The sequence below is a fragment of the Microcoleus sp. T3_B1 genome (assembly GCF_036700445.1).
Classification (GTDB): domain Bacteria; phylum Cyanobacteriota; class Cyanobacteriia; order Cyanobacteriales; family Microcoleaceae; genus Microcoleus.
In genome coordinates, this window is the sequence record NZ_JAUBOX010000019.1 from 62,181 (window position 1) to 88,976 (window position 26,796).

At 46.3% G+C, this 26,796-nt stretch carries 23 protein-coding genes; 12 read left to right on the top strand and 11 right to left on the bottom strand.

Translation table 11 applies throughout. The features are described from left to right. Window positions 1-95 precede the first annotated feature (95 nt). Both QT990_RS12905 and QT990_RS12910 read left to right on the top strand, forming a co-directional pair. The gene (locus tag QT990_RS12905) at window positions 96-1,382 is read left to right on the top strand and encodes a CAP domain-containing protein (protein WP_333143598.1); all 1,287 of its coding nucleotides are present in this window, start codon (window positions 96-98) and stop codon (window positions 1,380-1,382) included. A 172-nt stretch (window positions 1,383-1,554) separates the two neighbouring features. Further along, window positions 1,555-2,085, top strand: a complete 531-nt coding sequence (locus QT990_RS12910) for an adenylate kinase (RefSeq protein ID WP_333143599.1) — start codon at window positions 1,555-1,557, stop codon at window positions 2,083-2,085. A gap of 55 nt (window positions 2,086-2,140) precedes the next feature. Here the strand turns inward: QT990_RS12910 and murQ are convergent, their stop codons facing one another. Together murQ and QT990_RS12920 are read right to left on the bottom strand one after the other, a co-directional pair. Next, window positions 2,141-3,055 carry an N-acetylmuramic acid 6-phosphate etherase gene (gene murQ / locus QT990_RS12915; RefSeq protein ID WP_333143600.1) on the bottom strand — a complete coding sequence of 305 codons (915 nt, stop codon included), beginning with the start codon at window positions 3,053-3,055 and terminating at the stop codon, window positions 2,141-2,143. A 231-nt stretch (window positions 3,056-3,286) separates the two neighbouring features. Then, window positions 3,287-3,661 (bottom strand): DUF3110 domain-containing protein, encoded by a 375-nt coding sequence (locus QT990_RS12920; protein WP_333108882.1) that lies wholly within the window; start codon window positions 3,659-3,661, stop codon window positions 3,287-3,289. Between the two features lie 524 nt (window positions 3,662-4,185). Between QT990_RS12920 and QT990_RS12925 the strand changes: the two genes are divergently transcribed. The 4 genes from QT990_RS12925 (at window position 4,186) to QT990_RS12940 (ending at window position 13,841) form a co-directional block, all read left to right on the top strand. Beyond that, the gene (locus tag QT990_RS12925; protein ID WP_333465303.1) at window positions 4,186-10,914 is read left to right on the top strand and encodes a translocation/assembly module TamB domain-containing protein; all 6,729 of its coding nucleotides are present in this window, start codon (window positions 4,186-4,188) and stop codon (window positions 10,912-10,914) included. A 56-nt stretch (window positions 10,915-10,970) separates the two neighbouring features. Then, window positions 10,971-12,200: a clostripain-related cysteine peptidase gene (locus QT990_RS12930; protein ID WP_333465304.1), complete on the top strand. Its 1,230-nt coding sequence runs from the start codon at window positions 10,971-10,973 to the stop codon at window positions 12,198-12,200. 165 nt (window positions 12,201-12,365) lie between these two features. Then, window positions 12,366-12,731: a hypothetical protein gene (locus tag QT990_RS12935; protein ID WP_333465305.1), complete on the top strand. Its 366-nt coding sequence runs from the start codon at window positions 12,366-12,368 to the stop codon at window positions 12,729-12,731. A 138-nt stretch (window positions 12,732-12,869) separates the two neighbouring features. Then, the gene (locus QT990_RS12940) at window positions 12,870-13,841 is read left to right on the top strand and encodes an Rpn family recombination-promoting nuclease/putative transposase (RefSeq protein WP_333143605.1); all 972 of its coding nucleotides are present in this window, start codon (window positions 12,870-12,872) and stop codon (window positions 13,839-13,841) included. Between the two features lie 96 nt (window positions 13,842-13,937). Here QT990_RS12940 and QT990_RS12945 read toward each other — a convergent pair whose 3' ends face one another. The 6 genes from QT990_RS12945 to QT990_RS12970 all read right to left on the bottom strand — a co-directional run bounded on the left by QT990_RS12945 (window position 13,938) and on the right by QT990_RS12970 (window position 16,099). Continuing rightward, complete coding sequence (locus tag QT990_RS12945) at window positions 13,938-14,441, bottom strand: DUF2243 domain-containing protein (protein ID WP_333143606.1); 504 nt, start codon at window positions 14,439-14,441, stop codon at window positions 13,938-13,940. 251 nt (window positions 14,442-14,692) lie between these two features. After that, complete coding sequence (locus QT990_RS12950) at window positions 14,693-14,968, bottom strand: type II toxin-antitoxin system PemK/MazF family toxin (RefSeq protein WP_333143607.1); 276 nt, start codon at window positions 14,966-14,968, stop codon at window positions 14,693-14,695. Then, on the bottom strand, window positions 14,962-15,210 hold the full coding sequence (locus QT990_RS12955) for an AbrB/MazE/SpoVT family DNA-binding domain-containing protein (RefSeq protein ID WP_015174616.1): 249 nt from the start codon (window positions 15,208-15,210) through the stop codon (window positions 14,962-14,964). The genes QT990_RS12950 and QT990_RS12955 overlap by 7 nt, the downstream gene beginning before the upstream one ends. 121 nt (window positions 15,211-15,331) lie before the next feature. Continuing rightward, complete coding sequence (locus QT990_RS12960) at window positions 15,332-15,556, bottom strand: hypothetical protein (RefSeq protein WP_333143608.1); 225 nt, start codon at window positions 15,554-15,556, stop codon at window positions 15,332-15,334. Then, window positions 15,543-15,839: a hypothetical protein gene (locus QT990_RS12965; protein WP_333143609.1), complete on the bottom strand. Its 297-nt coding sequence runs from the start codon at window positions 15,837-15,839 to the stop codon at window positions 15,543-15,545. The genes QT990_RS12960 and QT990_RS12965 overlap by 14 nt, the downstream gene beginning before the upstream one ends. Window positions 15,840-15,856: 17 nt before the next feature. Further along, window positions 15,857-16,099, bottom strand: a complete 243-nt coding sequence (locus tag QT990_RS12970) for a YgiT-type zinc finger protein (RefSeq protein WP_333143610.1) — start codon at window positions 16,097-16,099, stop codon at window positions 15,857-15,859. A 282-nt stretch (window positions 16,100-16,381) separates the two neighbouring features. Here QT990_RS12970 and QT990_RS12975 point away from each other — a divergent pair, with 282 nt between their 5' ends. Next, window positions 16,382-16,612, top strand: coding sequence for a prevent-host-death protein (locus QT990_RS12975; RefSeq protein WP_333143611.1), 231 nt, complete (start codon window positions 16,382-16,384; stop codon window positions 16,610-16,612). Beyond that, window positions 16,609-17,001 (top strand): type II toxin-antitoxin system VapC family toxin, encoded by a 393-nt coding sequence (locus QT990_RS12980; RefSeq protein ID WP_333143612.1) that lies wholly within the window; start codon window positions 16,609-16,611, stop codon window positions 16,999-17,001. Before QT990_RS12975 ends, QT990_RS12980 begins: the two co-directional genes overlap by 4 nt. 103 nt (window positions 17,002-17,104) lie before the next feature. Here the strand turns inward: QT990_RS12980 and QT990_RS12985 are convergent, their stop codons facing one another. Both QT990_RS12985 and QT990_RS12990 read right to left on the bottom strand, forming a co-directional pair. Further along, the gene (locus tag QT990_RS12985) at window positions 17,105-18,631 is read right to left on the bottom strand and encodes a GUN4 domain-containing protein (protein WP_333143613.1); all 1,527 of its coding nucleotides are present in this window, start codon (window positions 18,629-18,631) and stop codon (window positions 17,105-17,107) included. 1 nt (window position 18,632) lies between these two features. Continuing rightward, window positions 18,633-19,049, bottom strand: a complete 417-nt coding sequence (locus QT990_RS12990) for a Pepco domain-containing protein (protein WP_333143614.1) — start codon at window positions 19,047-19,049, stop codon at window positions 18,633-18,635. Window positions 19,050-19,336: 287 nt separating this feature from the next. Between QT990_RS12990 and ispG the strand changes: the two genes are divergently transcribed. Both ispG and ctpC read left to right on the top strand, forming a co-directional pair. After that, window positions 19,337-20,557, top strand: a complete 1,221-nt coding sequence (ispG, locus tag QT990_RS12995) for a (E)-4-hydroxy-3-methylbut-2-enyl-diphosphate synthase (protein WP_333143615.1) — start codon at window positions 19,337-19,339, stop codon at window positions 20,555-20,557. 478 nt (window positions 20,558-21,035) lie between these two features. After that, a complete protein-coding gene (gene ctpC / locus QT990_RS13000; protein WP_333143616.1) occupies window positions 21,036-22,391 on the top strand; it encodes a carboxyl-terminal processing protease CtpC in 1,356 nt (451 codons plus the stop codon). 113 nt (window positions 22,392-22,504) lie between these two features. On the opposite strand, the gene QT990_RS13005 is transcribed toward ctpC, so the two are convergent. Further along, window positions 22,505-22,717 carry a DDE transposase family protein gene (locus tag QT990_RS13005; RefSeq protein ID WP_333143617.1) on the bottom strand — a complete coding sequence of 71 codons (213 nt, stop codon included), beginning with the start codon at window positions 22,715-22,717 and terminating at the stop codon, window positions 22,505-22,507. A 196-nt stretch (window positions 22,718-22,913) separates the two neighbouring features. On the opposite strand from QT990_RS13005, the gene QT990_RS13010 reads away from it, so the two are divergent. Both QT990_RS13010 and QT990_RS13015 read left to right on the top strand, forming a co-directional pair. Further along, window positions 22,914-25,466 carry a TIGR03032 family protein gene (locus tag QT990_RS13010; RefSeq protein WP_333143618.1) on the top strand — a complete coding sequence of 851 codons (2,553 nt, stop codon included), beginning with the start codon at window positions 22,914-22,916 and terminating at the stop codon, window positions 25,464-25,466. 253 nt (window positions 25,467-25,719) lie between these two features. Then, on the top strand, window positions 25,720-26,796 hold a 1,077-nt coding region (locus QT990_RS13015; RefSeq protein WP_333143619.1), incomplete at its 3' end, for an FG-GAP-like repeat-containing protein.

Sequence of the window (26,796 nt, forward strand, 5' to 3'; positions counted from 1 at the left end):
AATTGTGCCGGGCCAGCTAGCGATCGGGGAAACTATCGTTAAGAGGGTAAGTCATCTACCAGCAAAAAAAACTCTTAAAACTCTTGAACGTCCCCATGCTTGAACAACTACAAAATTCCGGTTATCAGTCCTCTGACATTTTAATAGGAGAGCGATCGGTCTCTCAAGTTGCACCAACTTCAACCACCAATCAAAACTTTATTAACAGAGTTTTAGAACTTACCAACATCGAACGCAGCAAATTAGGTTTGTCCCCGCTAACCTTAAATACTCAGTTACTAAATGCGGCGGGAAATCACAGCCAAAACATGGCACTGCAAGACTTCTTTTCCCATACCGGAAAAGATGGTTCGTCATTAGGAAGTCGGATTTCTGCAACGGGCTATCAATTCTCAGCGGCCGCAGAAAACATTGCTGCGGGTTCTTCTACACCCGAACAAGTTGTATCATCGTGGATGAACAGCAGCGGCCACCGGGCTAACATTCTTAACCCGAATCTCAAAGAAATTGGCATCGGTTACTATTTCTTAGCCGATGATACTGGCACAGAAAATTGGAATCACTATTGGACGCAAGTTTTTGCGACTTCTCTTGACGGTAGTGTCAATCCCGCACCTACTCCCACACCTACTCCCACACCTACTCCCACACCCAACACTATATCTATTACTTCGCCAATACCCAATGCTACAGGGGACGGCAGCCCGACACAAGCACCCAAAAATACAGCCAGTGGCGGCAATTATTTCCTATCAGATAGTGCCGATACTCAAATACCAGCAAATGCTGCGGGATTGCCAATTTTTGCCCTTTCCGGCAAAGATAATATCACCGGGGGAGAAGGTGTTGATAGCATTAATGGAATGCAAGGTGCGGATACAATTAATGGCGCAGGAGGCAATGACAGCTTATCCGGCGGCAAAGAATCCGATTTAATTGATGGCGGTGTTGGCAATGATTTTATCAGCGGCAACAATGATAACGATCGACTAATTGGATCTGACGGTAACAATACTATCCGTGGCGGAAAAGAAGATGATGTCTTGATTGGCGGTAACGGCGACGAGTTGTTGGCGGGCGATCGCGGGCAAGATATGCTGACGGGCGGCGGCGGAAATGATACGTTTATTTTAGCCGGAGGTTTGTCTGCTTCGGCTACTTTAATTGGGGCGGATGTGATCGTCGATTTTGGGGCTGGGGATAAAATTGGTTTGACTGACGGTATCGGATTTGCAAACTTGACTTTTGAAGCTGTGAGTTTGCAGTTGGATGGAGGTGCAAGCGTCGCATCTACGGCGATTAAGTCGGGTACCAGTTATCTGGGCATCGTGCAGGGTGTAAGTGAAAGTCAGCTTACATCTTCTGTTTTTGTCAACGCCTAAAAAACATCATATCCAGATTCCCGACTCCTCCAAGAAGTCGGGAATCTAAAAACAAGAGCGCTTTACGTTGAATTTGGAGAGGATAATCAAGGGGGCTATTTTGATAGATTGATTATTATAGTAATAATATCAAGTATTGCTACAAACTGCATCATTCATAAGAGGGATAACTATGAAAAAAGTAGCGGTGTTTGGCAACGCTGGAGGCGGTAAATCAACTCTCAGCAAGAGATTATCAGAAATCACTGGTTTGCCACTTTACCCCTTGGATAAGATTCAATATAAATCTGGGGGCGCTGAGGTTCCAAACGAAGAATATAAGCGTATCCATGAGAAAATTTTGGCTACTGACCGATGGATTATAGACGGTTTTGGTTGTATGGAAACCGTCTGGCTTCGACTCAACGAGGCGGATAGTCTGGTTTTTGTCGATCTGCCCCTATACGTGCATTTCTGGTGGGTGACTAAACGGCTGATTACAGGTAGCTTTAGGCTACCAGAAGGCTGGCCTGACAAGAGTCCGATCTTGAAGAGTTCAATTAATAGTTACCGCGTTCTTTGGTTGTGTCACAAGTATTTGACTCCCAGATATCGCGAGTATGTCGATCGCGCCCAAAATACCAAAAGTGTTTATCACATCAGATCCACTGAAGAGATTTCACAATTTTTTGCATCGATATCGCAAATGACAGTTGAAAGTTGACAGTTGGCAGTTGGCAGTTGTTAATGACTAATGACTGTTGACTGCTGACTGCTGACTACTGACTAATTGATGCTACTGCCGATCGCAAATTCCCTTGAAACTCCCCCAAAATGCGATCGCACTCTTCCTTCTCCAAATTAGTCCAGTGCATCATCAAAGCTAATTTTACAGACTTGCCACTTTTTTCGAGCAGAAAACCCGCCTCATCCCGGTTCAAATCAGTCAAATCTTGCAACATCCGCACAGCCCGATCGCGCAATTTCTTATTAGTAACCGCCACATCAACCATCCGATTGCCGTAAACCTTCCCCAGCTTCACCATTACCCCAGTCGAAATGATATTTAAAGCCATTTTTGTGACTGTACCGGCTTTCAAGCGCGTCGATCCCGCCACTACCTCCGGGCCAACCAACAACCGAATATCAACATCAGCCTCAAAATTCACTTGTTCGACGGGTACGCAGGCCATAAACACAGTTTTCGCCCCCCGCTGGCGTGCCGCCTGCAAAGCGCCCGCGACAAACGGCGTCGTACCCCCAGCCGTAATCCCGACAACTACATCTAAGTTGGTAATGTGACGGTGGGCGATCGCCTCAGCCCCATCCTCAGCCCGATCCTCCAAATCCTCCGAACTCCGCACCAAAGCCCCCGCACCCCCGGCAATTATGCCCTGTACGAGTTCTGGCGGCGTGCAGAAGGTGGGGGGACACTCGGCCGCATCCAGCACCCCCAAACGCCCGGAAGTACCCGCACCGACGTAAAACAGGCGGCCTCCTTGACGTAGAGACTCGGCTGCAATGTCGATCGCATGGGCTAACTGTTCGCGGGCGCGGGCGATCGCGCTTAAGGTTTGGGCGTCTTCCCGGTTGAACAAGTCCACTAATTCGATCGAACTGAGTTGGTCTAAATTCTCGCTGTTGGCATTCACCTGTTCCGTCAGCAGATGCCCCCGTTCTTCCAAATTCTTCATTTTTTCTCAGTTGTTAATTGTCAGTTGTCGGCATTCAAGCGAAGTCCGGAGACATACAGAGTCACAGGTTCAGCCTGGAACCCTGTATCTACAAATGGAGCCCTTGATTGATCGCGCTGGAAGATATCAAATTTATCCTTCTTCCCTCTTCTTTCTTCCTTTTTCCCTCGAACCTCAACATCCATCCGTTACATCCGAAGAAAGCGAATCCGTTGCCGAACTTCCTTCTTATTACAAAAGTCCTTCGAGTCGGCGGCGAATAGAATCCAGTTCGTTTTGGGAAACGTCAGAATCCGGCTCCGACTCCGGCTCCTGCTCCGGCTGCCACTGAGTCTGTGTTACATTGTCTTCTGGCGGGATCGCCAGCGCGCCCGCCGGCACCAGTTCCCAATCATAATCAACACTATCGCAGAACTCCTTAATTTCCTCATCGTCGATCGCCTCGACAGTGGGCTCTGGGAAATCCTGAGCTTCCAACATCACGCCAAAGCGGGTGGCGTCGTCTTCTGACTCAAACATCAGAACTTTGTTGCGATCGCCGAGTTGAATGGTATGAATTCCCTCATTCTCGGTGCGGGCATTGAAGAGTAAGACGAACACTCGCATAAGTTTTAAAGACCTTCTTAACCACCGTTTTTTTATCTTAGGAGCGATCGTGCGATTTTAGATTTTAGATTTTAGATTTTAGATTGACTGTCGGTTTTAGGTGGTGTTGCGTGTTTTGATTAAGTTCGGTAAAGGTTTCTGGAGTCTACCCTGGAGGGGGACGTGTTTAGATTTTAGATTTTAGATTTTAGATTTTAGATTGACCACCGAGCCTGCACTAGCGGGATCGAGAGGATTTAGGGGAGTTGGAGGACTTGGTATTAGGTGGTGTTGCGTGTTTTGATTAAGTTTAGTAAAGGTTATTGGACTCTGCCCCGGAGTGGGACGTGAATCTTGAAATTCGATCCTCTGCGTTGGCGTAGCCCCCGTAGGGGCGGGCAACGCTTACGCCCGATCGGCACTTCCGATCTCACTTGTGAGTCTACCAAAGGCAGAAGCCACGCTGGCGGATCGCAGAAATTATACCTGTCTAAAATCGGCTGATTCCCTTAATTCCTGAATTCTCTGATTTCTGAGAAACACCCATGACTAACTCGGACGATAACAAAAATCAACTCGCACCCCGTCCCCACCGCCGCTGGTGGCGTCTGCTGCTGCTTAGCGGTACGGGATTGGGCATTCTCGCCTTGGTTGGCGCGGCGGTAGGATACCAGTGGGTGCGGGAAAAGTTAGCTCCTTTGGTGGAAACTGAAGTCAGTCAGTTGCTGAAGCGGCCCGTGCAACTCGGACGTTTGGAGGGATTTTCTCTGACAAGTTTGCGGTTTGGCCGATCGACTTTACCTGCAACTCCTACCGATCCCGATAACGTTTCTACAGAAGCAGTTAAAGTGCAGTTTTCGGTTTTGCAACTGCTGTTCACCCGCACTCTCAAATTAGATATTACCTTAGTTAAACCCAACGCTTATATCGAACAGGATGCTAAAGGCCGCTGGGTTAATCTTCCCACAGCAGAGCGGAAATCTCCGGGTTTATTTAAAACTGAAGTTGAAGCAATTAGAGCTGAAAATGCCGCCGCAGTTTTGGTGCCGCGTCCCGCACTCGGACAGACAACTTCGGCTCCTATTTCTGTAAATCTGAAAAATGGCAGTGCTCTATTTCGCGACCAAAATCAGCGCGTTCTATACGAAGTAAACGGTCAGTTTACTAACAGCGATAATTTTATACTTAAAGCTGATTCTATGTTACCTGCAGCTCTAACTAACCTGCAGTTACAAGGTCAAAATTTGCCTTTGCCCGACCTCGCTCGCTTGCTAAGACTTTCCAGCATTTCTTTACAAAGAGGTCTTGCTAATGGCAATTTGACCGTGCAAGTGCGAGAGAATAAAGTATCGGGAATTACCGGAACGGCTAGTTTTGGAGGAGTGCAAGCGAGTATTGCTCCACTGAAACAAATCATACAAAATAGCAGCGGTCAGTTGCGGTTTCAGGGAACTAATTTTATTGTCGATAGTCTGGCGGCTAATTACGGTCTAATTCCGCTGAGAATAGCAGGAACAGTTGCAACTGGAACTAATTTTAATTTGGAGAACGCTAGCTTCAATCTGACAACTAGCGTGCAACCAGTCGCTTTTGCAAGTGTTGTCAGTGCGGTGGAGACAGAGTTAGGAAAGAAAGTAGTATTGCCCGTTGCTTTTGCCGGGGAGGTGAAGGCGGATGCCAAGCTAACTGGAACCGTTGATCTGCCGGTGCTCACAGGTACGATCGCCTCGACAAAACCTGCTACGGTCGATCGACTGCAATTAAACAATATTAGCACTAATTTCAAATTGGAACGCGGGAGAATGGCTCAAACCCCAAATCCCAATCCTAAATCTTCTATTCGCCCTTTTTCCTCTTTAGCTTTGACTTTGAGCGATATTTTGGTAGTGCCGGCGGCGGGGGGTAAACTTGGCGGCAAAGGTCAAGTTGATATTGCTTTAAAAAGTAAGAATTCTCCATCTGGTTTGGTGTTTGACTTGCAAGCTGAAAACTTGCCCGCAGATAATCTCGCCCAAGTTTACGCTCTCCCGATTCCTGGTACTGTTACAATTGGCAGTGTGTCCGCAAAAGCTCAAATTTTCGGCCCGTTAGACAACATTCAAGCTAGAGTTCAATGGCAAGCACCGCAAGGGACTTTCCCCGCTGCGGGCGAAATTCGAGCCGGAGGAAATTCGGCGGATTTGCAAAATACGGTTGTGAAAATTGGCGACGCTTCTGTTAACGTGGATGCTGCGCTAAAAGACCGTCAATGGCAAGCTATGATCGAGGGCGATCGCGTGGATCTCAACATTTTGCAGCAAGCCCTGCCAGACCTTAATTTGCCTCCTGAACTAGCGGGTTTGTTCAGCGGAACCGTCGAAGCAGCAGGAACTCTGGACGATTTGAGTTTAAATGCGATCGCTGCGACGGGCAAAGGAACGCTGAATATTGCTGACAGTATTGTTGATGTTAATGGCGAACTAGAATCTGGTCGTTGGCAAGTTTTTGGCAACACAGAAAAAGTAGCTGTCAATCAATTGATTGATATTGGCTTGCCGTTTTTAACACGGGAAACGACCGCAAATCTAGACAATCTAAAATCCAAAATCGAAAATATAAAATCGTTAGGCGGACAGCTAGCAGGTGAATTTCAAGTTGCGGGAAAGGTTGACGATTTGACTGCGGGCGGAATCAATGTTACTGGCAACGGTAGGCTCAATTTTGCCGACAGCAATGTGAATTTAAACGGAGAATTGGTAGCGGGAAACTGGCAAGCAACAGCAGAAACCGATCGCACTTCCATCAGTCGCTTGGTAGATTTGACACTGCCGATTTTAGATGTGGCTTCAGCATTCAATCCCGAAAATCAGCAATCAGCCAATCTCAACAATCTCAAATCCAAAATCCAAAATCTAAAATCGATTGACGGACTGCTATCGAGTCAAATTACAGCATCGGGAAGTCTTGACAATTTGACGGCTAGCAGCATCAATGCCATCGGCAGCGGCAGACTCAATCTTGCCGGCAGTGATGTTATTTTTAAAGGAGAATTGGTAGCCGGAAACTGGCAGGGAACAGCAGAAACCGATCGCACTTCCATCAGCCGCTTGGTAGATTTAGGATTGCCGATTTTAGATGTTGGCTTAGCTTTCACTGCTGACAATCCCCAAACAGTCGCCAATATCAACAATCTAAAATCCAAAATCCAAAATCTAAAATCGATTGACGGACAAATATCCAATCAAATTCAAGCCAGCGGCAATCTTGATAATTCAACCGCCGCCGATATTTCTGTCAACAGCAGCGGCCAACTCAATATTGCCGACGGTGCTGTTGCTTTTAGAGGTAAATTAGAAGACAGACGCTGGCAAGCTTTCGCCGATGCCGATCGAGTTATTCTCAGCCGCTTAGCACTAGATTTGGGAATACCTATTTTAGATGTAGCTTCAGCATTTAATCCCGGAAGTCAGCAAACTGCCAACATCAACAATCTAAAATCCAAAATCCAAAATCTAAAATCGATTGACGGCCGAGTTAATGGCGAATTCCAAGCAGCGGGTAGTTTGGATAACTTGACAGCTAAGGGAATTAGTGCTAGCGGAGAAGGAGTGATTTTGGTCGATCGACTCGGGGCGATCGATACTACGGCAAAATTGGAAAACGGCAACTTGCAAGCATTGCTGGAAACCAACGGAATTGCCGTCAGTAATTTAGAACAAACCCTCAAACAAACAGGTTTGCTGACAGCGGATTTACCGCCAGAAATTAACGGAACCCTCGACGGCCAAGTCCGCATTTTGGGAACAGTAGATAATCTAACCGCCAAGGGCATCACCGCCAACGGCGACGGACAAATTCGACTCGCCAACGGCGGAGGAATTGTCAATGCTAAAGGCCGCGCCGCATCGGGGAATTGGCGCGCGTCAATACAGGGCGAGCAAATTGCTCTAAGTCGCTTCCAGCAAGCCTTTGAGTCGCAGCGACAAAGCTTGCAAACCGGAGATGTAGTATCTGGTGCCCAAAATCTCCCCCAGCTTGCAGGACTGTTTAACGGCAATATCAATTTATCCGGCCCGATTGCGGCGGGCACGGGGGCACCGCCCCTACAAAATGTTCGCGCCGGTGGCAGTTTCCGCATCTCGGAATTGCCGTTTTTGAAACAACCTTTTGAGGCAGTATTTAATTGGGACGGCAAACGGGTGGAAATTGAGAACGCCACAACTCCCGGTTTGACAGCAAACGGCTTTGTTAACGTCGAACTCGAAGGTAAACGAGTGCCCTCAATTTCCAACTTAGATTTGGATGTCAAACTTGCCAACTTTAATCTGGAAGCTTTACCAGCAGAACAACTAGCATTTTTGAGACCAATTGGTCTCAAAAATCCTTCAGAGAATAATCTTCCCCTGCGCGGCAATGTAGATTTTACCGGCAGCCTCACCGGAACCCTCAGCGCCCTCAGCTTAGTTGGCGACGTGGAAGTGCGGGATTTAGCAGTAAATCAAATCGCTTTTGATCCGGTACTGGCGGGGAGTGTGAATGCGGATGCTGGGAAAAGTGTAGATTTGCGTTTGGCCGGCGCCAGCGACAAAATTCAAGTAGCTTTAAATCAATCTTTTCTGCCGACATCTTTCTTACTTCAACGCGGGGAATCTGTGGCTAGCGGCCAAACCGAGGGAGAAACTTTGCGAGTTAATTTAAGCGATTTTCCCCTCGCTGCTTTGAATCTATCACCCGGTAAAGAGGCCGGTTTGGGGCCGATAACTGGTACGGTTTCGGGACAAGTAAATGTGCCCGGTTGGAAGATGCCGTTAAATCCGGCGACTTTGCAAGCAAGCGGACAAATTGCGATCGCCCAACCGGCGATCGGCTACATTAAAGGTGACAGTTTCCAAGCCGAATTCAGTTACGCTAACGGCAGCGCCACTCTCACAAATGGCATATTCCGCCAAGGCAGCGGTCAATACTTAATTTCCGGCAATGTTCAAACAGGCGCAAATCCGCAATTTGCCGGAAAAGTTAACGTCCAGCAAGGCAATTTGCAGCAGGTTTTAACCGCTTTGCAATATTTCAATTTAGGGGACTTGGCTAGAGGTATAAAACCTCCCGTTTACGGTGACAGTGGCGACGTGCAAACTGTAGCAGTGGGAGAACCCGAAGCGCCGCTAATCGAACAGTTGCGCCGTTTGGCAGAAATTGAAATACTTTTGCAGCAGCAGCAAGCAGTGGAAGCATCAGAAAAATTGCCTCCTTTATCCCAATTGCAGGGCACTTTTGGGGCGGAAATTGCTGTCGCCGGTTCTTTGCAAACGGGTGTGCAAGCTCAATTTAACGTGAAAGGTGATAACTGGCAGTGGGGAGAATATGTTGCTGAAACGTTCAGCCTTGAAGGCAGTTTTCAGGACGGAATCTTAACTGTTTTGCCTTTGGAAATTCGATCGGGAAAAAGTGCGATCGGCTTTTCTGGACAACTCGGCCAAAAAGCTCAATCCGGGCAGTTGCGGGTAGAAAATGTGCCGGTGGAAGAGTTAGCCAAACTGGTGGAATTGCCTTTTGTGGATGTCACAGGAAATTTGAATTTGCGGGCGAATTTAGCCGGCAGTTTGGAAAACCCGCAAGCCACCGGAGAATTGAGTTTGCTTGAGGGCACGCTAAACGGAGAACCGATTAAACAAGCCGACGGCAGTTTCAGTTATAGCAATGCCCGCCTGAATTTTGGCGGCAGCGCTTTGGTAACTCAAACCGAACCGATTGAGGTGCAAGGAAGTTTGCCTTTTGAGTTGCCGTTTGCAGCCGTGAAACCTGACAGCGATCAAATCGATTTGAGGGCGAATTTGCAAAATGAAGGTTTGGCAATTATTAATGTATTGACTCCGCAAGTTGCGTGGGTCAGCGGCCAGGGACAGGTGCAAATTCGCGTGGGAGGGACGCTGCAAGATCCTGTAGCGCAAGGAATTGCGAATTTTGAAAATGCAACCGTCCGCGCGCAAGCCTTCCCAGAACCGCTGACAGGGCTAACTGGGACGGTGCGCTTTGAGGGCGATCGTATTCGGGTAGAAGGAATTCGGGGACAGTTGAGTCAGGGAGAAGTTGTCGCCCAGGGCGTGATTCCGTTGTCTGTGCCGTTTGCGGAGGGCGATGTCGATGCGGATAATCCTTTGGCTGTAAATTTAGACAAGTTGGCAGTGAACCTCAGAGGATTGTACAGTGGCGGCGTAGTCGGTCAAGTGCAGGCAAGGGGCACGGCTAGGCGTCCGCAGTTGAGCGGTAATATTGAACTGTACAACGGTGAAGTATTTCTCCGAAGTCCCGGCGGCGGCAGAACTGAGTTAGCTTCTTCCTCTTCTGCTTCTGATTCTGATTCCACATCTTCTGCTTCCCCTGCGACTGAGGTTTCTGATTCCCCTTCTGCTGCGACTTCCCCTTCCCCTTCCCCTTCCCCTTCCTTTGAAGTTGGATTGAACGATTTGCGGCTGAATTTGGGCCGGGGAATTCGGGTAACGAGTGCGCCGATATTGAGTTTTCAGGCGACTGGGGGCTTGACGGTGAATGGAACTTTAGATGACCTTCGCCCGGAGGGTACGATTCGGTTGACTTCCGGGTCGGTGAATTTGTTTACAACGCAGTTTAGACTCGATCGAGGATACGCGCAGACTGCTACCTTTATACCAACACAAGGACTCGATCCGACGCTGGATGTGAGATTAGCAACTTCGGTGCAGGAGGTAACGCGGTTCCGCACTCCCGGCGCATCTGTAGCCTCTGAAATAGCAGACGAACCGACAAGTTTCGGCAATGTGCGGAGTGTCCGAGTTCAAGCGTTAGTGCAGGGAAGGGCTTCTCAGTTGGCGGAAAGTCTGGAGTTAAGGAGTTCTCCGAGTCGATCGGAAACAGAGATTGTAGCCCTATTGGGCGGCAGTTTCGTGCAGACTTTGGGACAGGGAGATAGTACACTGGCGATCGCAAATTTAGCGGGTGCTGGTTTATTGAACAACCTTCAATCTGCGATTACCAACGCCACAGGATTGAGCGAATTTCGCTTATTTCCCACTCGAATTAGAGGCAACGAAGCACAAAGTGCTAGTTCCAGTTCAGGTGCGGGTTCTCTCGGTTTAGGTTTAGAAGTTGGGTTTGACATCACGCGCAATATTTCAGCGTCAATCATTCGAGTTTTGTCAGCAAATCAACCGACAGAATTTACTGTGCGCTATCGATTGAGCGATAAACTTTTACTCAGAAGTTCCAGTAATTTTCAAGGAGACAATCGCGTCACCGCTGAATATGAATTGAGGTTTTAGTTAGCAAAAAATACTGTCTACAAAAAGCTAACGATCCTCAACCCGGAGCTGAGAAGGTGAAAAGAAGAGAAGCCCTCAAATTAATCACAGTAAGTATTAGTTCTTTAATAGAGACAATATATTACTCGGGAGACCAATATATGCTTGGAAGTACGGTAAAAAATCATTATGACTGGATATTACTATACTGGATGCCCTATGACAATAATCTCTCAAGATTCGGACAACCAATTATTCAAATGCTAAGTAAAGGTGTAAAAAATGACAAGGTTTTGGTCGTAGTACAATCAGACTTTAGTGGCTCAGCACAAGTTTCTAGAAGCATCATTAGCGCAGGTAAAGTTGATACGCAATACTTAGAAACAGCAGATAGTAGTAGCCCAGAAGTCTTGAGTGAGTATCTGACTTGGGCACAATCTCAATTTCAAGCCAAACGCTGGGCTATTGTGTTTTTAGGTCATAGTGGAACGCTTATGGAAATAAGCCCCGACGAACATCCTACCTCCCCTTATATTTCAGAAATTAGATGGATGAATCTTCAAAAAATAAATCAAGTTATATTTAATTTTAACCAATCTGTAAAGGGAAATCTCGAATTATTATTTTTCCAAAATTGTAACAAAGGAAATATTGAAGTACACCATACCTTCCAAAATACTGCTAAGTATACGCTTTCATCTCAACTCCAACTGGGAGCGCCCAATTACTATTATGAGCAATCGTTAAGTTATTTGAGCGATTATCCAGACATTGATGGTTCCCAGCTAGCCAAAAAGATTATGGATTATGAACGACCGGATATGTACCATAGTTTGACATTGACTAACAATCATTATTTCCGCTACTTGCCTGAAAAAGTTAATGTTGTGATTGATTCTATTTTGCAAGCAGATATTGCGCCTGTGAAAGTTTTTATATCCTCAATTTTAGGGCCGGAAGTCAATTTTTCCAATAACAATACTGTAGTAGTTTATCATAGCTCTGGAGAAACCTTTGTTGATTTCGCAAATTTTTTACAAAAACTTACCCAATTATCAGGTGCAAGTCCGTCAGCTTGTAACGATTTACTCTTATTTTTAAATAATTTTCTCATTCAGAGAGTGCAACAGCATGGTGAATTACTTGACTCAAGAATTAGGCATAAGTATAAAAACTTATCAGGCTTAGGATTATTTTTACCTAGAAATCGGCAGAAACTGGAAAAGTATTTGTATTTATCGGTTTATTCAGACTTAAAGCTTGTAGAGCTTTTTGAGGCCGTTGTATTCGAGACAAAAAAGAACTAAAGATATTGGGGAGATTTTACTTTCCCGACTTCACAGAAGCAGTCAGAGAAGTAAAACAAGAGCCAGCATTCGCTCCCAATTCCCACTTCCCAATGCTATAATATAAATAGCAGAATCAAAGCCCTGCTGCTAACCCCACACACAAGGTTATAGGAGTTAAGTCAAATGGCAAACAAACTCCAAGTTAATACACAGTCGATCGGCTACAGCGACTTTTACTGGAACCGCTTTAGTCCGAGAGTTGCGACTATCAGCAGCGTCCGCAACGCCAATCACTGGGACGGCGGATTTATCACCTATATTGCATTTCCCACAAAAGTAGAAGCTACAGCAGCAATGAAGTATTTGCTATTGCATCAAAAAGCTGCTGATGTCGATATGCGGAAAGCCAAGCGAATGAAAGCAAAAGGCATTCGGTGGGAACTCAAAATTCGGGGTTTAGCTTTTAATGAAGTGCTGAAGCTTGCGACGATGGATATAACTGGAAAGCTAGTGATGTCCGCTGCAACTACTACTGAAGCCACAGGCTGATAAAAGCATTCAGATAACAGGTTGGGTTGAGACAACAAAACCCAACCCTTCCAATATTGGCCAATATCCATCTTCCTCTCTTTTCTCTTCCTCTGCGTCCTCTGCGCCCTCTGCGGTAAAAAAAATCCTCTAAAATATATGCGTTTCATCAGCCCCAAAACAGACTTTGCATTCAAAAAAATATTCGCTTCTTCCGAACATCCAGAAATTTTAATCAGCTTCCTAAATGCAATGCTGTATAACGGAGAACCAACAATCCAAGAAATAGAAATCATTGACCCTTATTCAGCCGGCAGCGTTACAGGATTGAAAGACACTTACCTGGATGTCAAAGCCAAGATTACCGGCAACAAAACCGTGATTGTGGAAATGCAGGTACTCAACGTCGCCGCCTTTGAAAAACGGGTAGTCTACAATGCAGCCAAAACCTATTCTACTCAACTAAAAGCTGGAGAAGGTTATTTAAAATTAAATCCGGTCATTGCTTTAACCATTACCGACTTTATCTTATTTGAAAACACCGAAAAACTAATCTCTAACTTTGAATTCACAGAAACCGAAGAAAAATTCGTCTATCCCAACTGCGAGTTAAAGTTAGTGTTTGTCGAGTTACCGAAATTCAAAAAAGAATTGAACCAACTCGAAACTCTGCCGGAAAAATGGCTCTACTTTATGAAAAACGCGCCCTCTTTGGAAGCAGTACCAGATACATTGGGGTCTATTGAAGAGATTAATACCGCGCTGGGAATTGCCAACCGAGCAAATTTGACACTAGACGAATTGAATGATGTAGACAAACGAGAAATGTTTATCCAAGACCAAATCGGGTCTGTGATGAAAGGGATAGAAATTGGTATACAACAAGGAATTGAACAGGGAATACAACAAGGAATCGAACAGGGAATCGAACAAGGAATCGAAAGGGGTAAAATTGAAGGGGAAATAGGATTAATTATGCGTCAGATAGTGCGGCGGGTGGGTGAGGTGACACTGGAAGTTCAAACTCGCATCCAGGGATTATCTGGGGAACAGTTAGATGATTTGGGAGAAGCTTTGTTGGATTTTAGGAGTCAAGAGGATTTGATTGCGTGGTTGGAGTCGGCGGGATGAACTGATGAGTTAAAAAGAGACTCAACGGTTGAAACGGTCGAGTCTCATCGGGGATTTTAAACCCGGATTTGGTATAATTCCCAATCTTCCATTCATTTAAACTTTAGTATCTGCGGGAACTTCCCTCTGTACCAGCATCCAACCTAACAGCGCTAAAATAAGACCGAGAATGAGAAATCCTAAATCCCAAGCTAACTCGTTGATACCGGGTTTGACGTGGTGGATTCCCAAAATTTGATGGTCAACAATGCCTTCAACAAAGTCAAACAATCCAGCACCAATTAATATTGAACCGAAAAAAGTTTGAGTTGACAAAGGAACATCTTTGCGCTTCACAGCACTCCACAAACAGAAGATTCCCGCTAGTGTTACCAACCAATCCGCAGCGTGAAACAATCCATCTCCGAGGGTATTTAATTCTAGACCGGCAACGGTAGCATCGGTTTTAACGCTGCTAAACATATGGTGCCACTGGAGGAGTTGGTGCAGCACAATGCCGTCAAAAAAGCCTGCTTGACCGATACCGAGGAGAATTCCTGCGATAATTAGAGGTCGGCGGTTGTTAACAGCGGTGGCGGGTGAGTTTGTGCGATCGTCCAATGGAAAACCTCAGATTATTTAACTGCTGAGCCTGGGTCTGTGAAGGGATTTGCCAGTACATTTTTTAGTTTTGCTGGGGAGGAGGGGCGATCGCATCATCCGCGAGAGAGATTTCTGGATACTCTTGATGCTTAATGCCAACTACAAATCTAGTTTATAATTTGATTAACTATTCATCAACCGTCATATTCTCAAACAAAATAGGTTGAATTAGCCTCAAAACTTCCTCAATTATATCCGATCGACATTCACTAAGAAAACTTGCCTGCCTTGCGCGATAATCTTGCATAACGGAGTTGATCCGTCATAATTACACCTGTTATCGCTTCACCTTCTGGAATGGGAACATAAAACGGATTTTTGCGTTGTGTGTTGCTAATGGGACAGACGAACACAAACCCAATTTTTCGGTTAAATTTAGTTTGACTCACCACCAGTGCAGGCCTAGTCCCCATTTGTTCGTGTCCTGATTGAGGATCAAAATTGAGGCGAATAAAATGACCTCGTTCGGGGATATAGTTTACCAAACTTCCTCTCCTTCTGGTTTTCCCCAAGAGACTTCTTCGCTAGATTCTATTTCGCCTGCCAATAATTCATCTAGGGTATACTTTGATATTTTATTATTTACAGGCTCTATGACCAGTTTCCCATTTTCTATGCTGCAAATTACTGAATCTTCGGCTTTAAGGTTGAGAAACTTTACTATGTAGTCTGGTATTGGCAAAGCCAAGGAATTACCTAATTTGCTGATGTGTATTTTAGCTGTCATACATTTGCGATGTTAACACTCAGGTTTATTTATTGTAACACAATATTGGGCGGGGCGGGTTTATTGAGATTGCTGTTTATAAACATAGATGTTGGTGAACCCGCCCCTACACAACCTTTGTCTATGCAAATACTGCTTCTACGGCTTTCGGCAATGCGATGGGTACGAAATATGCGACTGGATACAAATAATCTTCGCCGGATTCGTCAATAACTCGGATAAATTGATGTTCCGCAGCGCGATTATCCGGTATTATTTGGTAGATTTTTCGCACTTCCAAGGATGCTTGATAGTCTTGATTGTTAATGCAAACTACAAATTGTGTTTCTAAGTTAAACTTCAACATATTTGCATAAAGTAGTCAGTTCAGAAGCAGTTAACTCTGTCAACAAAATCGTCCCCTCAGTTGTCAATTCCCATCTATCGCGAGGCGAACCTGTTTCTATATATCGCTGAACCAAGCCATCAGCAGCCAGTTTTTTTAAGACAACCATCATGTCAGGTTCTCGCGGTACATCTCGACGGGAAAGTGCATTCGCGAGTTCGTACCAACTCCACTTTCCTTGACCTTTAGCTACTAATTCCAGCATCACTAATTCAAGCTGGGTTAATTGAGTTAAGTTTTTCATTTTTTTTATTGTATAACTTATCCAACGCGAAAAGATTGCCCCATCGCTTGAAATTCTTGAGTCTCTTCTCGCTGCAATTGCTGTCTAATTTTGGCAAATTTCCTAACTGTTTCCACAGAGTACAACCGTTCTCCACAGCTTAGGCAAACTTCAGCGGATACTTTTAATATAGCAGTATGCTTGCCGCCCCGTAAAAGTTTATCGACTTCTTTGACAACTATTTCACCGCCGCAAATTGGGCATTTTTCTACAGATAGCATTGTTAATTTCTCCTTTGTATCCAATTAATCCATCGATTCGCATCTGGCAGATAAATCGCCTCTAAAGCTTTCACCATAGATTAAGTATAGCTTTTCTCATAAAGATGAGGTACGATTGGGTAAAAGTTAATCAGGAAAAAAAGCATTGCTCGCCCCGCACCTCCTTTAACTCAAAAGCCTCATAGTCCCTGCGATTACTTTCCCGTAGTGCAATGACATCCTTTGCTCAGTGAACCGTATTGAGATATAATGTAGTTTGAACACAACACCAATCCTTGTCCTATGAAAACCATAGACAAAAGTCAATTAACAGCTCAATTACTAGAATTTTTGCGACTTGTCGAGCTTGAAGGCGAAGAAATTTTAGTGATGGATGGGACTAAACCACTTGTGATAATTTCTCAGTATGAAAAGTCTCTTTCAACTGAAGAATTATTTAAGGATATGCGGGGTAAAGTAAAATATTTTGAAGATTTAACTACGCCAACAACTGAAGAATGGCAGGAAGTATGACAGTTGTCCTGGATACCTGCGCTCTCATCTGGTGGAGTTTAGATCCAGAGAAACTTTCTCAATCGGCAAAAGATGCTTGTCAGCAGATGGAACAAGAAAAAAATGGTTTAGTTCCATCAACGGCCATCTGGGAAATAGCTATCAAGATCAAAAATCATAAGTTAGATTTAGGAGTAAGTATTGATGACTATATTGCTACTTTAAAAAAGTCTAATGTTATTCGGATCGTTCCAATTGATGAGGACATTTGGCTAGAAAGTGTCAAATTAGAATGGGAACACCGAGATCCAGCAGATAGAGTGGTTGTAGCAGTTGCCAAAAGAAGTCAAGCTGCTATTATTACAGCCGATCAAAAAATAGCTAGTTTCTACTCTTTAGTAATTTGGTAAATCGAATGTGCCAGGTATCGGAAACGTAGAAGTGGCGCGGTTTCGTGCTTCAAGCCTTTGTTATAAATCTTCACGAAATCCTGAAACGCTTAGATGTTACACTTTACAAGTCTCGACGCGAGAGAAGAGATGCCCACCACCCCCCCCTTGCCTTACCACTTCCCCCACCATTTACCACACCCCCCAACAACCCTAACCATCTCCGCCCCCACACCTCCCCCACCCACAACCAAACCCAACCCCCCAACAACGGGAGGTGTGCTTCAGGTGCTATTGTGTTGAATTTTAGATCTTTTCCCCATTCTCCTTTCACACGCCATCCCACCCGATCGCCAAAAGCTTCCCATATTTTACTATCAAATTCCCTGGTTCCCCCCAGACTTTGATAAATGCGCTTCTGCACCGAAAAGCCGAAACGTCCATTACTGTATTTTACCCAAAGTCGGTCAATGGTGCGTAAATCTTCACAGGGAAATCGATCAATATCTTCCATTCTGAGGCAGGTCTCCTCTGTTTTCCCCGCTGCTTCCAGCATTTTTTTAACCGTTTCCTTATCGGCCTTTTGCCATTCTTGAGTTGCCAGTAAATCGCGCAACTTAGTGTAGTCTACTCCGCGTTCTGACTTGAGGGGAACATCCGACTCAATAGGAGTAGAATTAGGAGGTGCAGGTTGAGGGGATTTTTGGGTTTTAGCACGATTTTCCGAACTCGGTTGATCTGGTATAGCTGTTGGCTGTGTCTGTGAAATAGCAATTCTTTTTACTGCTTTAATCGCATCCGTATCACCAGGAGATGCAACTAATACCCGAATCCACAACTGTTCTGCTAAATCTAGATTCTTGTTGATTTCAGCTTGGGAAGCATCATACTTTAGCGTCAGCACATCAGCTAAAGTAGCGTATTTTGGCAAAAGAATTAGGTGAGATTTTTCAATAGGTTCAGCAATAGTGAGAGGTGTTTGCTTGGGTTTCCCACATTGGCGATTGAGTTCGGGTACTCGATGGATTAAATATTGATTCAATCGTTCAACAGTCGCACATTGACCTTGAGTTCCCAATCCTTCTAGTAACGCAGAAGTAAAAGCACCTTGTTGTAAATCTTCAATTTCATAAGATATCTGATTCGGACTACAGGAAGCAATGCTGATGACTCCCATTTGCCGCGCTTGTTCAGCGGTTTGACGGCCAATCCCCTCAACAGACTTTCCCTCATCACGGCAAGCATCCAGAATCAGAACAATATTATCAGCACCGCAGCGTCGCAAGCGTTGGATAATGTAATTAACTGAAATATTACTATTTGCAATATCTTCGGGAAAACCGTCAGTCGGCATCAAATAATCGCACCCATTTTGACGAACCCCGTGACCGCTGAAGAAAAACCAAAAGTTATCTCCCGCACTCATAAAAGGCTGTTCAAACATAACGTGTAACAACCGCATCACGTTCGATCTAGTAGGCAGCAACTGTTTTTCCGATGAGTCTTCCGAGAAATGGTAAACTTTCTCAAATCCCGCCTCATTGCAGAGAAAATCCCGCATTAATTCTGCATCGCGCTTAGCATATTTCAGCGGACGTTGCAGGTGTTCGTATTCATTAATACCTATGACAACAGCCCAATTTTTCGCCATTTCACTTTGATTGTTCCCGTTTAAACTTGAGCTTTATCGCTCCTTTTCCTCCCGCTGCGGCCCCGTTACCGATGATGCTAATTTGCCCCTGACCGTTAATTTCCACCGATAACTCAATTTCATCTAACTCCATCTTAGACTTGCGCTCGCGCTTCTCTTCACTGCGGATTAGGAGTCGATCGACAACTGCCAGCAAATGAGCCATTTCTTGCTCTAATGTCTCTACACTGACATTATGAATTCTAAATTCACCCGTGGCATCGGGAACTTTTGGCGTTTTAGAAGACTTTGACGGTGATTCCATATCCAAGAAAGGTGCTCCCCCCATTCCCAGACTTTTGCCACCATCAGCAGTAACGACTTGAGGCGACTCGCCCGGAATATCGCTGGTCACAATCCTAATCGTTTCATCTGGCATAACTGCTGAAAACTCCAAAGTATTTATATAATTTTGTCATATTCTAACTTATATTCTAACGAGAAATTGCAGCCAAAATCTTCATTAACCTATCTTCGCGTTCCCGGTGATGCCTGCGTAACACGACGAACCCAACCTACATCATGTGAGTGGGAGGTAGGCGAGCATTTTTATCCCAAATCCTAAATCCCAAAACCTCTTTGTCCAAACAGACCCTTTCTATGGCAACCTGAAAAATAGGAAACAGAATTTTATAGACCTTAGTAACAAAACTCTAGCAACCAGTTATGCAAACTCTGCCGAACCCCACTAAAACCCCCACCACCCAACCAACCTTCGACACCACCATCAAACGCCGCAAAACCCGGCCCGTCAAAGTCGGTAGCGTCACCATCGGCGGTGGCTACCCCGTCGTAGTTCAGTCGATGATTAACGAAGACACCCTCGACATCGACGGTTCAGTGGCCGGAATTCGGCGCTTGCACGAGATTGGCTGCGAAATCGTCCGCGTCACCGTGCCCAGCATGGCCCACGCCAAAGCTTTAGCCGAAATCAAGCAAAAACTGCACGCCACCTACCAACCCGTGCCCCTCGTCGCCGATGTCCACCACAACGGCATGAAAATTGCCCTGGAAGTCGCCAAACACGTAGACAAAGTGAGAATCAATCCCGGACTGTACGTGTTCGAGAAGCCGAAAGCCGACAGAAGCGAATACACCGAAAGCGAATTCGCGGAAATTGGCGCAAAAATCCGCGAAACCCTGGAACCTCTGGTAATTTCCCTGCGCGACCAAGGCAAAGCTTTGCGAATCGGCGTTAATCACGGTTCCCTCGCCGAACGGATGCTTTTTACCTACGGCGACACGCCCGAAGGCATGGTGGAATCGGCCCTGGAATTCATCAAAATTTGTGAATCCCTCGACTTCCGAAATATTGTAATTTCCCTGAAAGCCTCCCGCGCGCCCGTGATGGTGGCTGCTTACCGCTTGATGGTGCACCGGATGGACGAACTCGGCATGGATTACCCGCTGCATTTGGGCGTCACGGAAGCAGGAGACGGCGAATACGGCCGCATCAAATCCACCGCAGGCCTCGCACCTTTGTTAGCTGACGGCATTGGCGACACTATCCGCGTCTCGCTGACAGAGGCCCCAGAAAAGGAGATTCCCGTCTGCTACAGCATTCTGCAAGCCTTGGGACTGCGGAAAACGATGGTTGAGTATGTCGCTTGTCCTTCCTGCGGTCGCACTTTGTTTAATTTAGAGGAAGTGTTACACCAAGTGAGAGAGGCTACGAAGCATCTCACCGGTTTGGACATAGCAGTAATGGGCTGTATTGTCAATGGGCCCGGAGAAATGGCTGATGCTGATTACGGCTACGTCGGGAAGCAACCGGGTTATATTTCGCTGTACCGGGGCCGGGAAGAAATTAAGAAGGTGCCGGAAGACCGAGGCGTGGCAGAATTGATTGACTTGATTAAATCGGACGATCGCTGGGTCGATCCTTAATTGCTCTCGATCGCCCCTAATGCGTGTTTTTAAACCCGGAGATCCCCCCTAACCCCCCTTAGTAAGGGGGGGACAAGAGCGCTCAAAGTCCTTGTTAAGGGGGGGACAAGAGGGATCGAAGTAAACCCCTACTCCCCTTTTTAAGGCAGGGCTGTTTCATTCTCAGAAAAACCAGGGTTTTGTAGGGGCGGTGCCCCCGTGCCCGCCCCCCCACAGACGATTTCACAGGCGTTTGGGACATGGGGGCAACCACGGGGGGTTTGCCCCTACCGAGAATGAAACAGCCCTGCTTCTTAAGGGGGATTTAGGGGGATCGAGACTTTGATACAAACATGGAGATAGAGGGTTTCAGTCTTAAGTTGACACCGCAGAACTCGGCAAAGTTGAATAATATATGTACGCCAACTACGACCGGGCCTTGCCTGTGTTAGATTGAGCGTAATTATTCTGAACTCTTTTCGTCCCGCGCGTCAGACAAATGGTTATAACAAAACGAGGGCTTGTTCTAAGTGCAGCAGCGGTGGTACTCACTGCTGTAACTCTTGCGAACACTGGTTGCAGTTCTAAATCTCTGGCTTCTTTTCGGGGAAGCCCTAAAGAGTTGGTTGATGAAGTTTGGCAGATTATTGACAAAAGTTATGTTGATGGCACTTTTAACCAGGTTGACTGGAAAGCGGTGCGAAATGATTATTTGAACCGGACTTATACCAGCGACGACGAAGCTTACAAAGCAATTCGGGAAATGTTGAAGAAGCTGGATGATCCTTATACGCGGTTTATGGACCCTCAAGAGTTCAGAAATATGCAGGTTGAAACTTCTGGGGAACTGACAGGAGTTGGGATTCAGTTGACTCAAGATGAGGAAACTAAGAAGTTGGTGGTGATTTCGCCGATCGAAGATACCCCTGCTTTTAGTGCTGGTATTCTGGCAAAAGATATCATTACTAAGATTGACGGCAAGAGCACAGAAGGCATGGATACGAATCAAGCAGTAAGTTTGATTCGCGGTCAGGTGAATACTGAGGTGACGCTGACTATTTTGCGGGGAAACAAGGAATTAGACTTTAAACTGAAACGCGCTAAAATTGAAATTCATCCAGTGCGGAAGTCGGTGCAGAAAACTCCCATCGGAGAAGTCGGCTATATTCGCTTAAATCAGTTCAGTGCCAATGCTGCATCGGAAATGCGATCGGCAATTAAGGATTTGGAACAGAAAAAGGTGACGGGCTATATTTTAGACTTGCGTTCCAATCCCGGCGGGTTGCTGTACGGAAGTATTGAAATTGCTCGAATGTGGCTCAAAGAAGGTACGATCGTCTCGACGGTCGATCGAGTCGGTGAGGCTGATAAACAAACGGCAAATAAGGGAGCGATCACAGACAAACCGTTAGTTATACTGGTAGACGGCGGTTCAGCAAGTGCTAGCGAGATTCTATCCGGTGCTTTGCAAGACAACAAACGCGCGGTTTTGGTGGGAACAAAGACCTTTGGTAAAGGTTTAGTTCAGTCAGTACGCGGCGTGGGAAATGGTGCCGGTTTGGCGGTGACAATTGCCAAGTATTTTACTCCCAACGGCACTGATATCAACAAGGCCGGGATTGAACCGGATTTTAAGGTAGAACTCACCGAGGCTCAAAAACAGGAATTGAGGCGCGATCGCGATAAAATTGCTACGACGGCAGATCCGCAGTACGCGAAAGCTATGGAAGTTTTGACAAAGCAAGTTACTGGTAAAACAGGGAACAATAAGGCGGAGTCGAAACCGAATGCAGCGCCAGCTAAGCCGACGGCGGCGCAGGCCAAACCGAGTGTGGCACCGGCTAAATCCAAGTAGTTTTTAGTCACAAAAACTTCAGTAAAGAAGGACTAAAGTCCTCACTACGAACCTGGTTTGTAGTCAGAATTTTAGTCCTTCTTATCTTCAATCTAAAATCTAAAATCTAAAATCTAAAATTTGGTTGGTTGACATTTGCCTGCACGAATTAATCCGACGCGACGGGCGATGGCATCTTCTGCCGAATCGTAAGGGCCCCACTTTTCAATAATATTCGGGTTTTGTTCTTCGAGTTGCGCGATCCTCTGCGAGGGCTGCGCCAACGGCAAAATTTCGCAATTACCGGCAGGACGTTTGATAATATAAAATTTTGGTGTTTCTGTCATAGCCAAATTCGTCAAATAAAAGCTGGATACTAACTAGGCAATGGGATAATTATATCAGCGTTGCTGATTTACGGTATGAACGGCTAAATATGCAAATCATAAAAACCATTGTCCACAAAGCTTCTGGATTTTTGCCTGGTTCTTTTTCATACCCTGATTAAGCAACGCCAAAAATCTTTAACTATAAAGTCAATTTATGAGTTCTATGATTCAGATTACCCCCTTAACACACTTCAATCAATGGCTGGCTGCACAGAAAATCAGCCTCGCCTTCACCACCTATCAAACCAATCGGTTATTCTTGATTGGATTGAAACCCGATGGCAGGTTGTCAGTGTTCGATCGCGAATTCGATCGCCCGATGGGACTATTTGCCACCCCTGAAAGCCTCGTGATGAGTACCTGTTATCAAATCTGGCAATTTGACAATCTTTGCCGTGAGGAAGTGGGCGATTATTTAGGGTACGACAAACTCTACGTTCCCCGCATCGGCTACACCACTGGTGACATAAATACTCACGACCTAATCGTAGATAAATCGCAAAACTGGGTATTTGTCAACACCCAATTTAGTTGTCTGGCAACACGCGATCGCGACTACAGTTTTCGCCCCATCTGGCAACCGCCGTTTATCTCCTCCCTCGCCGCCGAAGATCGCTGTCACCTCAACGGTTTAGCAATGGTAGATGGCGAACCCGCTTACGTCACTGCTTGTTCCCAAACCGATATTCCCGCAGGTTGGCGATCGCATCGAGGCGGCGGCGGCTGCATTATCGATATCCGTTCTAACGAAATCATTTGTAGCGGCTTAACCATGCCCCACTCGCCCCGATTTTACCAGAATAAACTGTGGGTACTCAACTCCGGTACTGGCGAATTAGGCTATGTAGACAATGGACAATTTCAGGCGATCGCCTTCTGCCCCGGTTTCGTCAGAGGGTTGGCATTTCATAACAACTATGCGATCGTCGGACTCTCCAAACCCAGACATGAAAATTTTCAAGGATTGACATTAAGCGATCGCTTATCCGCCCAACAGCAACAACCTCAATGCGGATTGATGGTAGTCGATTTAAACACAGGCAATATCGTCCACTCGCTGATATTTGAAGAAGTCGTCAAAGAATTATTTGACATTGCTGTATTGCCCGGAGTGCGGCAGCCAATGGCATTAGGATTTCAAACCGACGAAATCGAACGATTAGTTACTTTCCCAGGTTCTAGCATTATATCAATCAGACCCGGCATTCATCAACCCCCTGAAACATCTGTCAAAGTCAGCGAATCCCTCGTGCCTGCCGTGATTGGCACAGAAAAATTAGAAACCGCAGCCGCAGCTTTCGATCGCGGCAGAGAGTTACAAAAACAACTAAAATTAGAAGAAGCAGCCGCTTATTTTCGAGAAGCCATTTCCCTCGATCGCAACTATATCCCTGCCTACAATAACTTAGGAAATCTCCTGCAATTACAGGGAAAAATCCCAGAAGCGATCGCCCTACTCCAACGCGCCATCGAGATTAATCCCAATCAAGCAGCCACCCGCTGCAATCTCGCCAGCGCTTACCTATTGCAAGGGAATATCGCAGCAGCAAAAGCTGGATATGAAGAAACACTACGCCTCGATCCGAATTTCTATCTCGCCTATCTTAACCTCGGAAAGTTGCACGCCTCCCACGGAGAAACTGCCATAGCTGAAGGTTATTTGAGAAAAGTGCTGCGCCTCAAACCCGACAATACCGAAGTGAGAACAGTTCTTGAAAGCCTGACTTCTGGAAAACCAACCTTGCTAAACCCACCGCGTCAACCAGAAGAAACGCGCTATCCCGTCAAATACCAAGCTGTTTACAACCTCACAGCCGACAATATTTCCGCCTACGATGCCTTCACCTTCCCCAGCCTGCAAAAACGCTGGCAAACCCAAACTAAACGGGGCGAAATTGTAGGAATTTCTGCCACCATTTCCCATCAAATGGTAGGAATGGCGATCGCAGAAATCCTTCCCGAATCCCAGAACCAGCCATCCTTATCTGCCAGCATCATCTCCTGCTACGTCGTTCCCAACCATCGCCATCAAAGCATCGGCACAACCCTGATCGGGAATTTGGAAAAAGAACTGAAAAAAGTCGGTTGTCAGCGAGTCGAAATCTCCTACAAAAGCAGTGAATTAACAGCACTAGCCCTCGAACCCCTATTAAAAAACAAAGGCTGGCTCCCCCCTCAAACCACCTTTTTATTAGCCCAAACCACAACCAAAAAAATTGCCGAAGCCCCTTGGCTGCACAAATACCCCTTACCCGATTCATTTACCGTTTTTCCCTGGAGCGAATTAACCGCCCAGGAGCGCCAAGCCATTCTCCAACAAGGGGAATATCCAAACCCATTGAATCCCTTTAGCGACGAATCCAGAATCGAACCGCTCAATAGTTTAGGATTGTGCCATAATGGAGAAGTCATCGGCTGGATGATCACCCACCGCGTCGCCCCAAATACTATTCGCTACTCCAGCTTATTGGTGCGAAAAAAGTATCAAAAATTAGGTCGAGGAATATCCCTGTTAGCCGCATCAATTAAACTGCAAATCGACAGTGAGATAGAGAATTGCACTTTTTCAGTGGCGGCAGACAACGAGCCAATGCTCTCCTTCCTTAATCGGCATCTGCGCCCCTATTTAACCGGAATAGGCTCTTCGCGCATCGCCGTTAAACTGTTACAGAAGTCTCTCGGTTTTACTAAAGCTTCAAACAGCTAAAGTATTACTTCACTTGGGCGCGATGCCTCTCCTTAACCCTTACCCCTAGCTCGGTTTTCAAAACCAAACCGAGCTAGGGGTTGACACATTTAAACTTAACCCTCTATTATAGAACAATATAAAAAAAATGTCATCCCCCTGCGGGAATAGCCGCACCAAAAATTCAAACAACCTAAAATCAAGCCGCTCTGAAAGTATCCAAAACTCAGGGTAATAGCCCAAATCCCCCTGACCCCCTACCCCTTAAAAAACTATGCCCGCCTTTGCCCCCCCCCAAACAAACCCCTTCAACCTCAACGCTGTGGGGACTTACACCTCTCCCACCTTAGTCGATATTGACGGCGACGGCGATTTAGATGCCTTCGTTGGGAGTAATGACGGCAACACTTACTACTACCGGAATACCGGCACCGCTAGCGCCCCAGTCTTTGCCGCCCCCCAAACAAGCCCCTTCAACCTCACCGATGTGGGGAATAACGCCTCCCCCACCTTTGTCGATATTGACGGCGACGGCGATTTAGATGCCTTTGTTGGGAGAAGTGACGGCAACACTTTCTACTACCGGAATACCGGCAACGCTAGCACCCCAGCCTTTGCCGCCCCCCAAAATAACCCCTTCAACCTCACCGATGTGGGGAGTTACGCCTCCCCCACCTTTGTCGATATTGACGGCGACGGCGATTTAGATGCCTTTGTTGGGGCACGGGACGGCAACACGCGCTACTACCAAGATTTGCTTCCCGGTGTCAGCATTGCCCCCGGCACCAGACCCAGCGAAGCCGAACCCATTGCCCCCGTCAACGGCAACTTCGTCGTCACCCTCTCAGCCGCCGCCACCGCCAACACCACCATCAACTACACCGTCAGCGGTAAAGCCACACCGGGCAGCGACTACACCGCCTTATCGGGTAGCGTCACCATCCTCACAGGGCAAACCACAGCCAATATTAACGTCATTCCCGTCTTAGATAACGTCAGCGATCCCAGCGAAACCGTACAAATCACCCTCACTGCTGGCACAGGATACAACGTAACGAAGACTAAAACTGCCGTACTGCAAATCGCCGATAACATACCCAAAACTTTTACCGCCCCCCAAACAAACCCCTTCAACCTCACCAATGTGGGGTTAAACGCCTCCCCCACCTTTGTCGATATTGACGGCGACGGCGATTTAGATGCCTTCGTTGGGGCACGGGACGGCAACACGCGCTACTACCAGAATACCGGCACCGCTAGCGCCCCAGTCTTTGCCGCCCCCCAAACAAACCCCTTCAACCTCACCAATGTGGGGTTAAACGCCTCCCCCACCTTTGTCGATATTGACGGC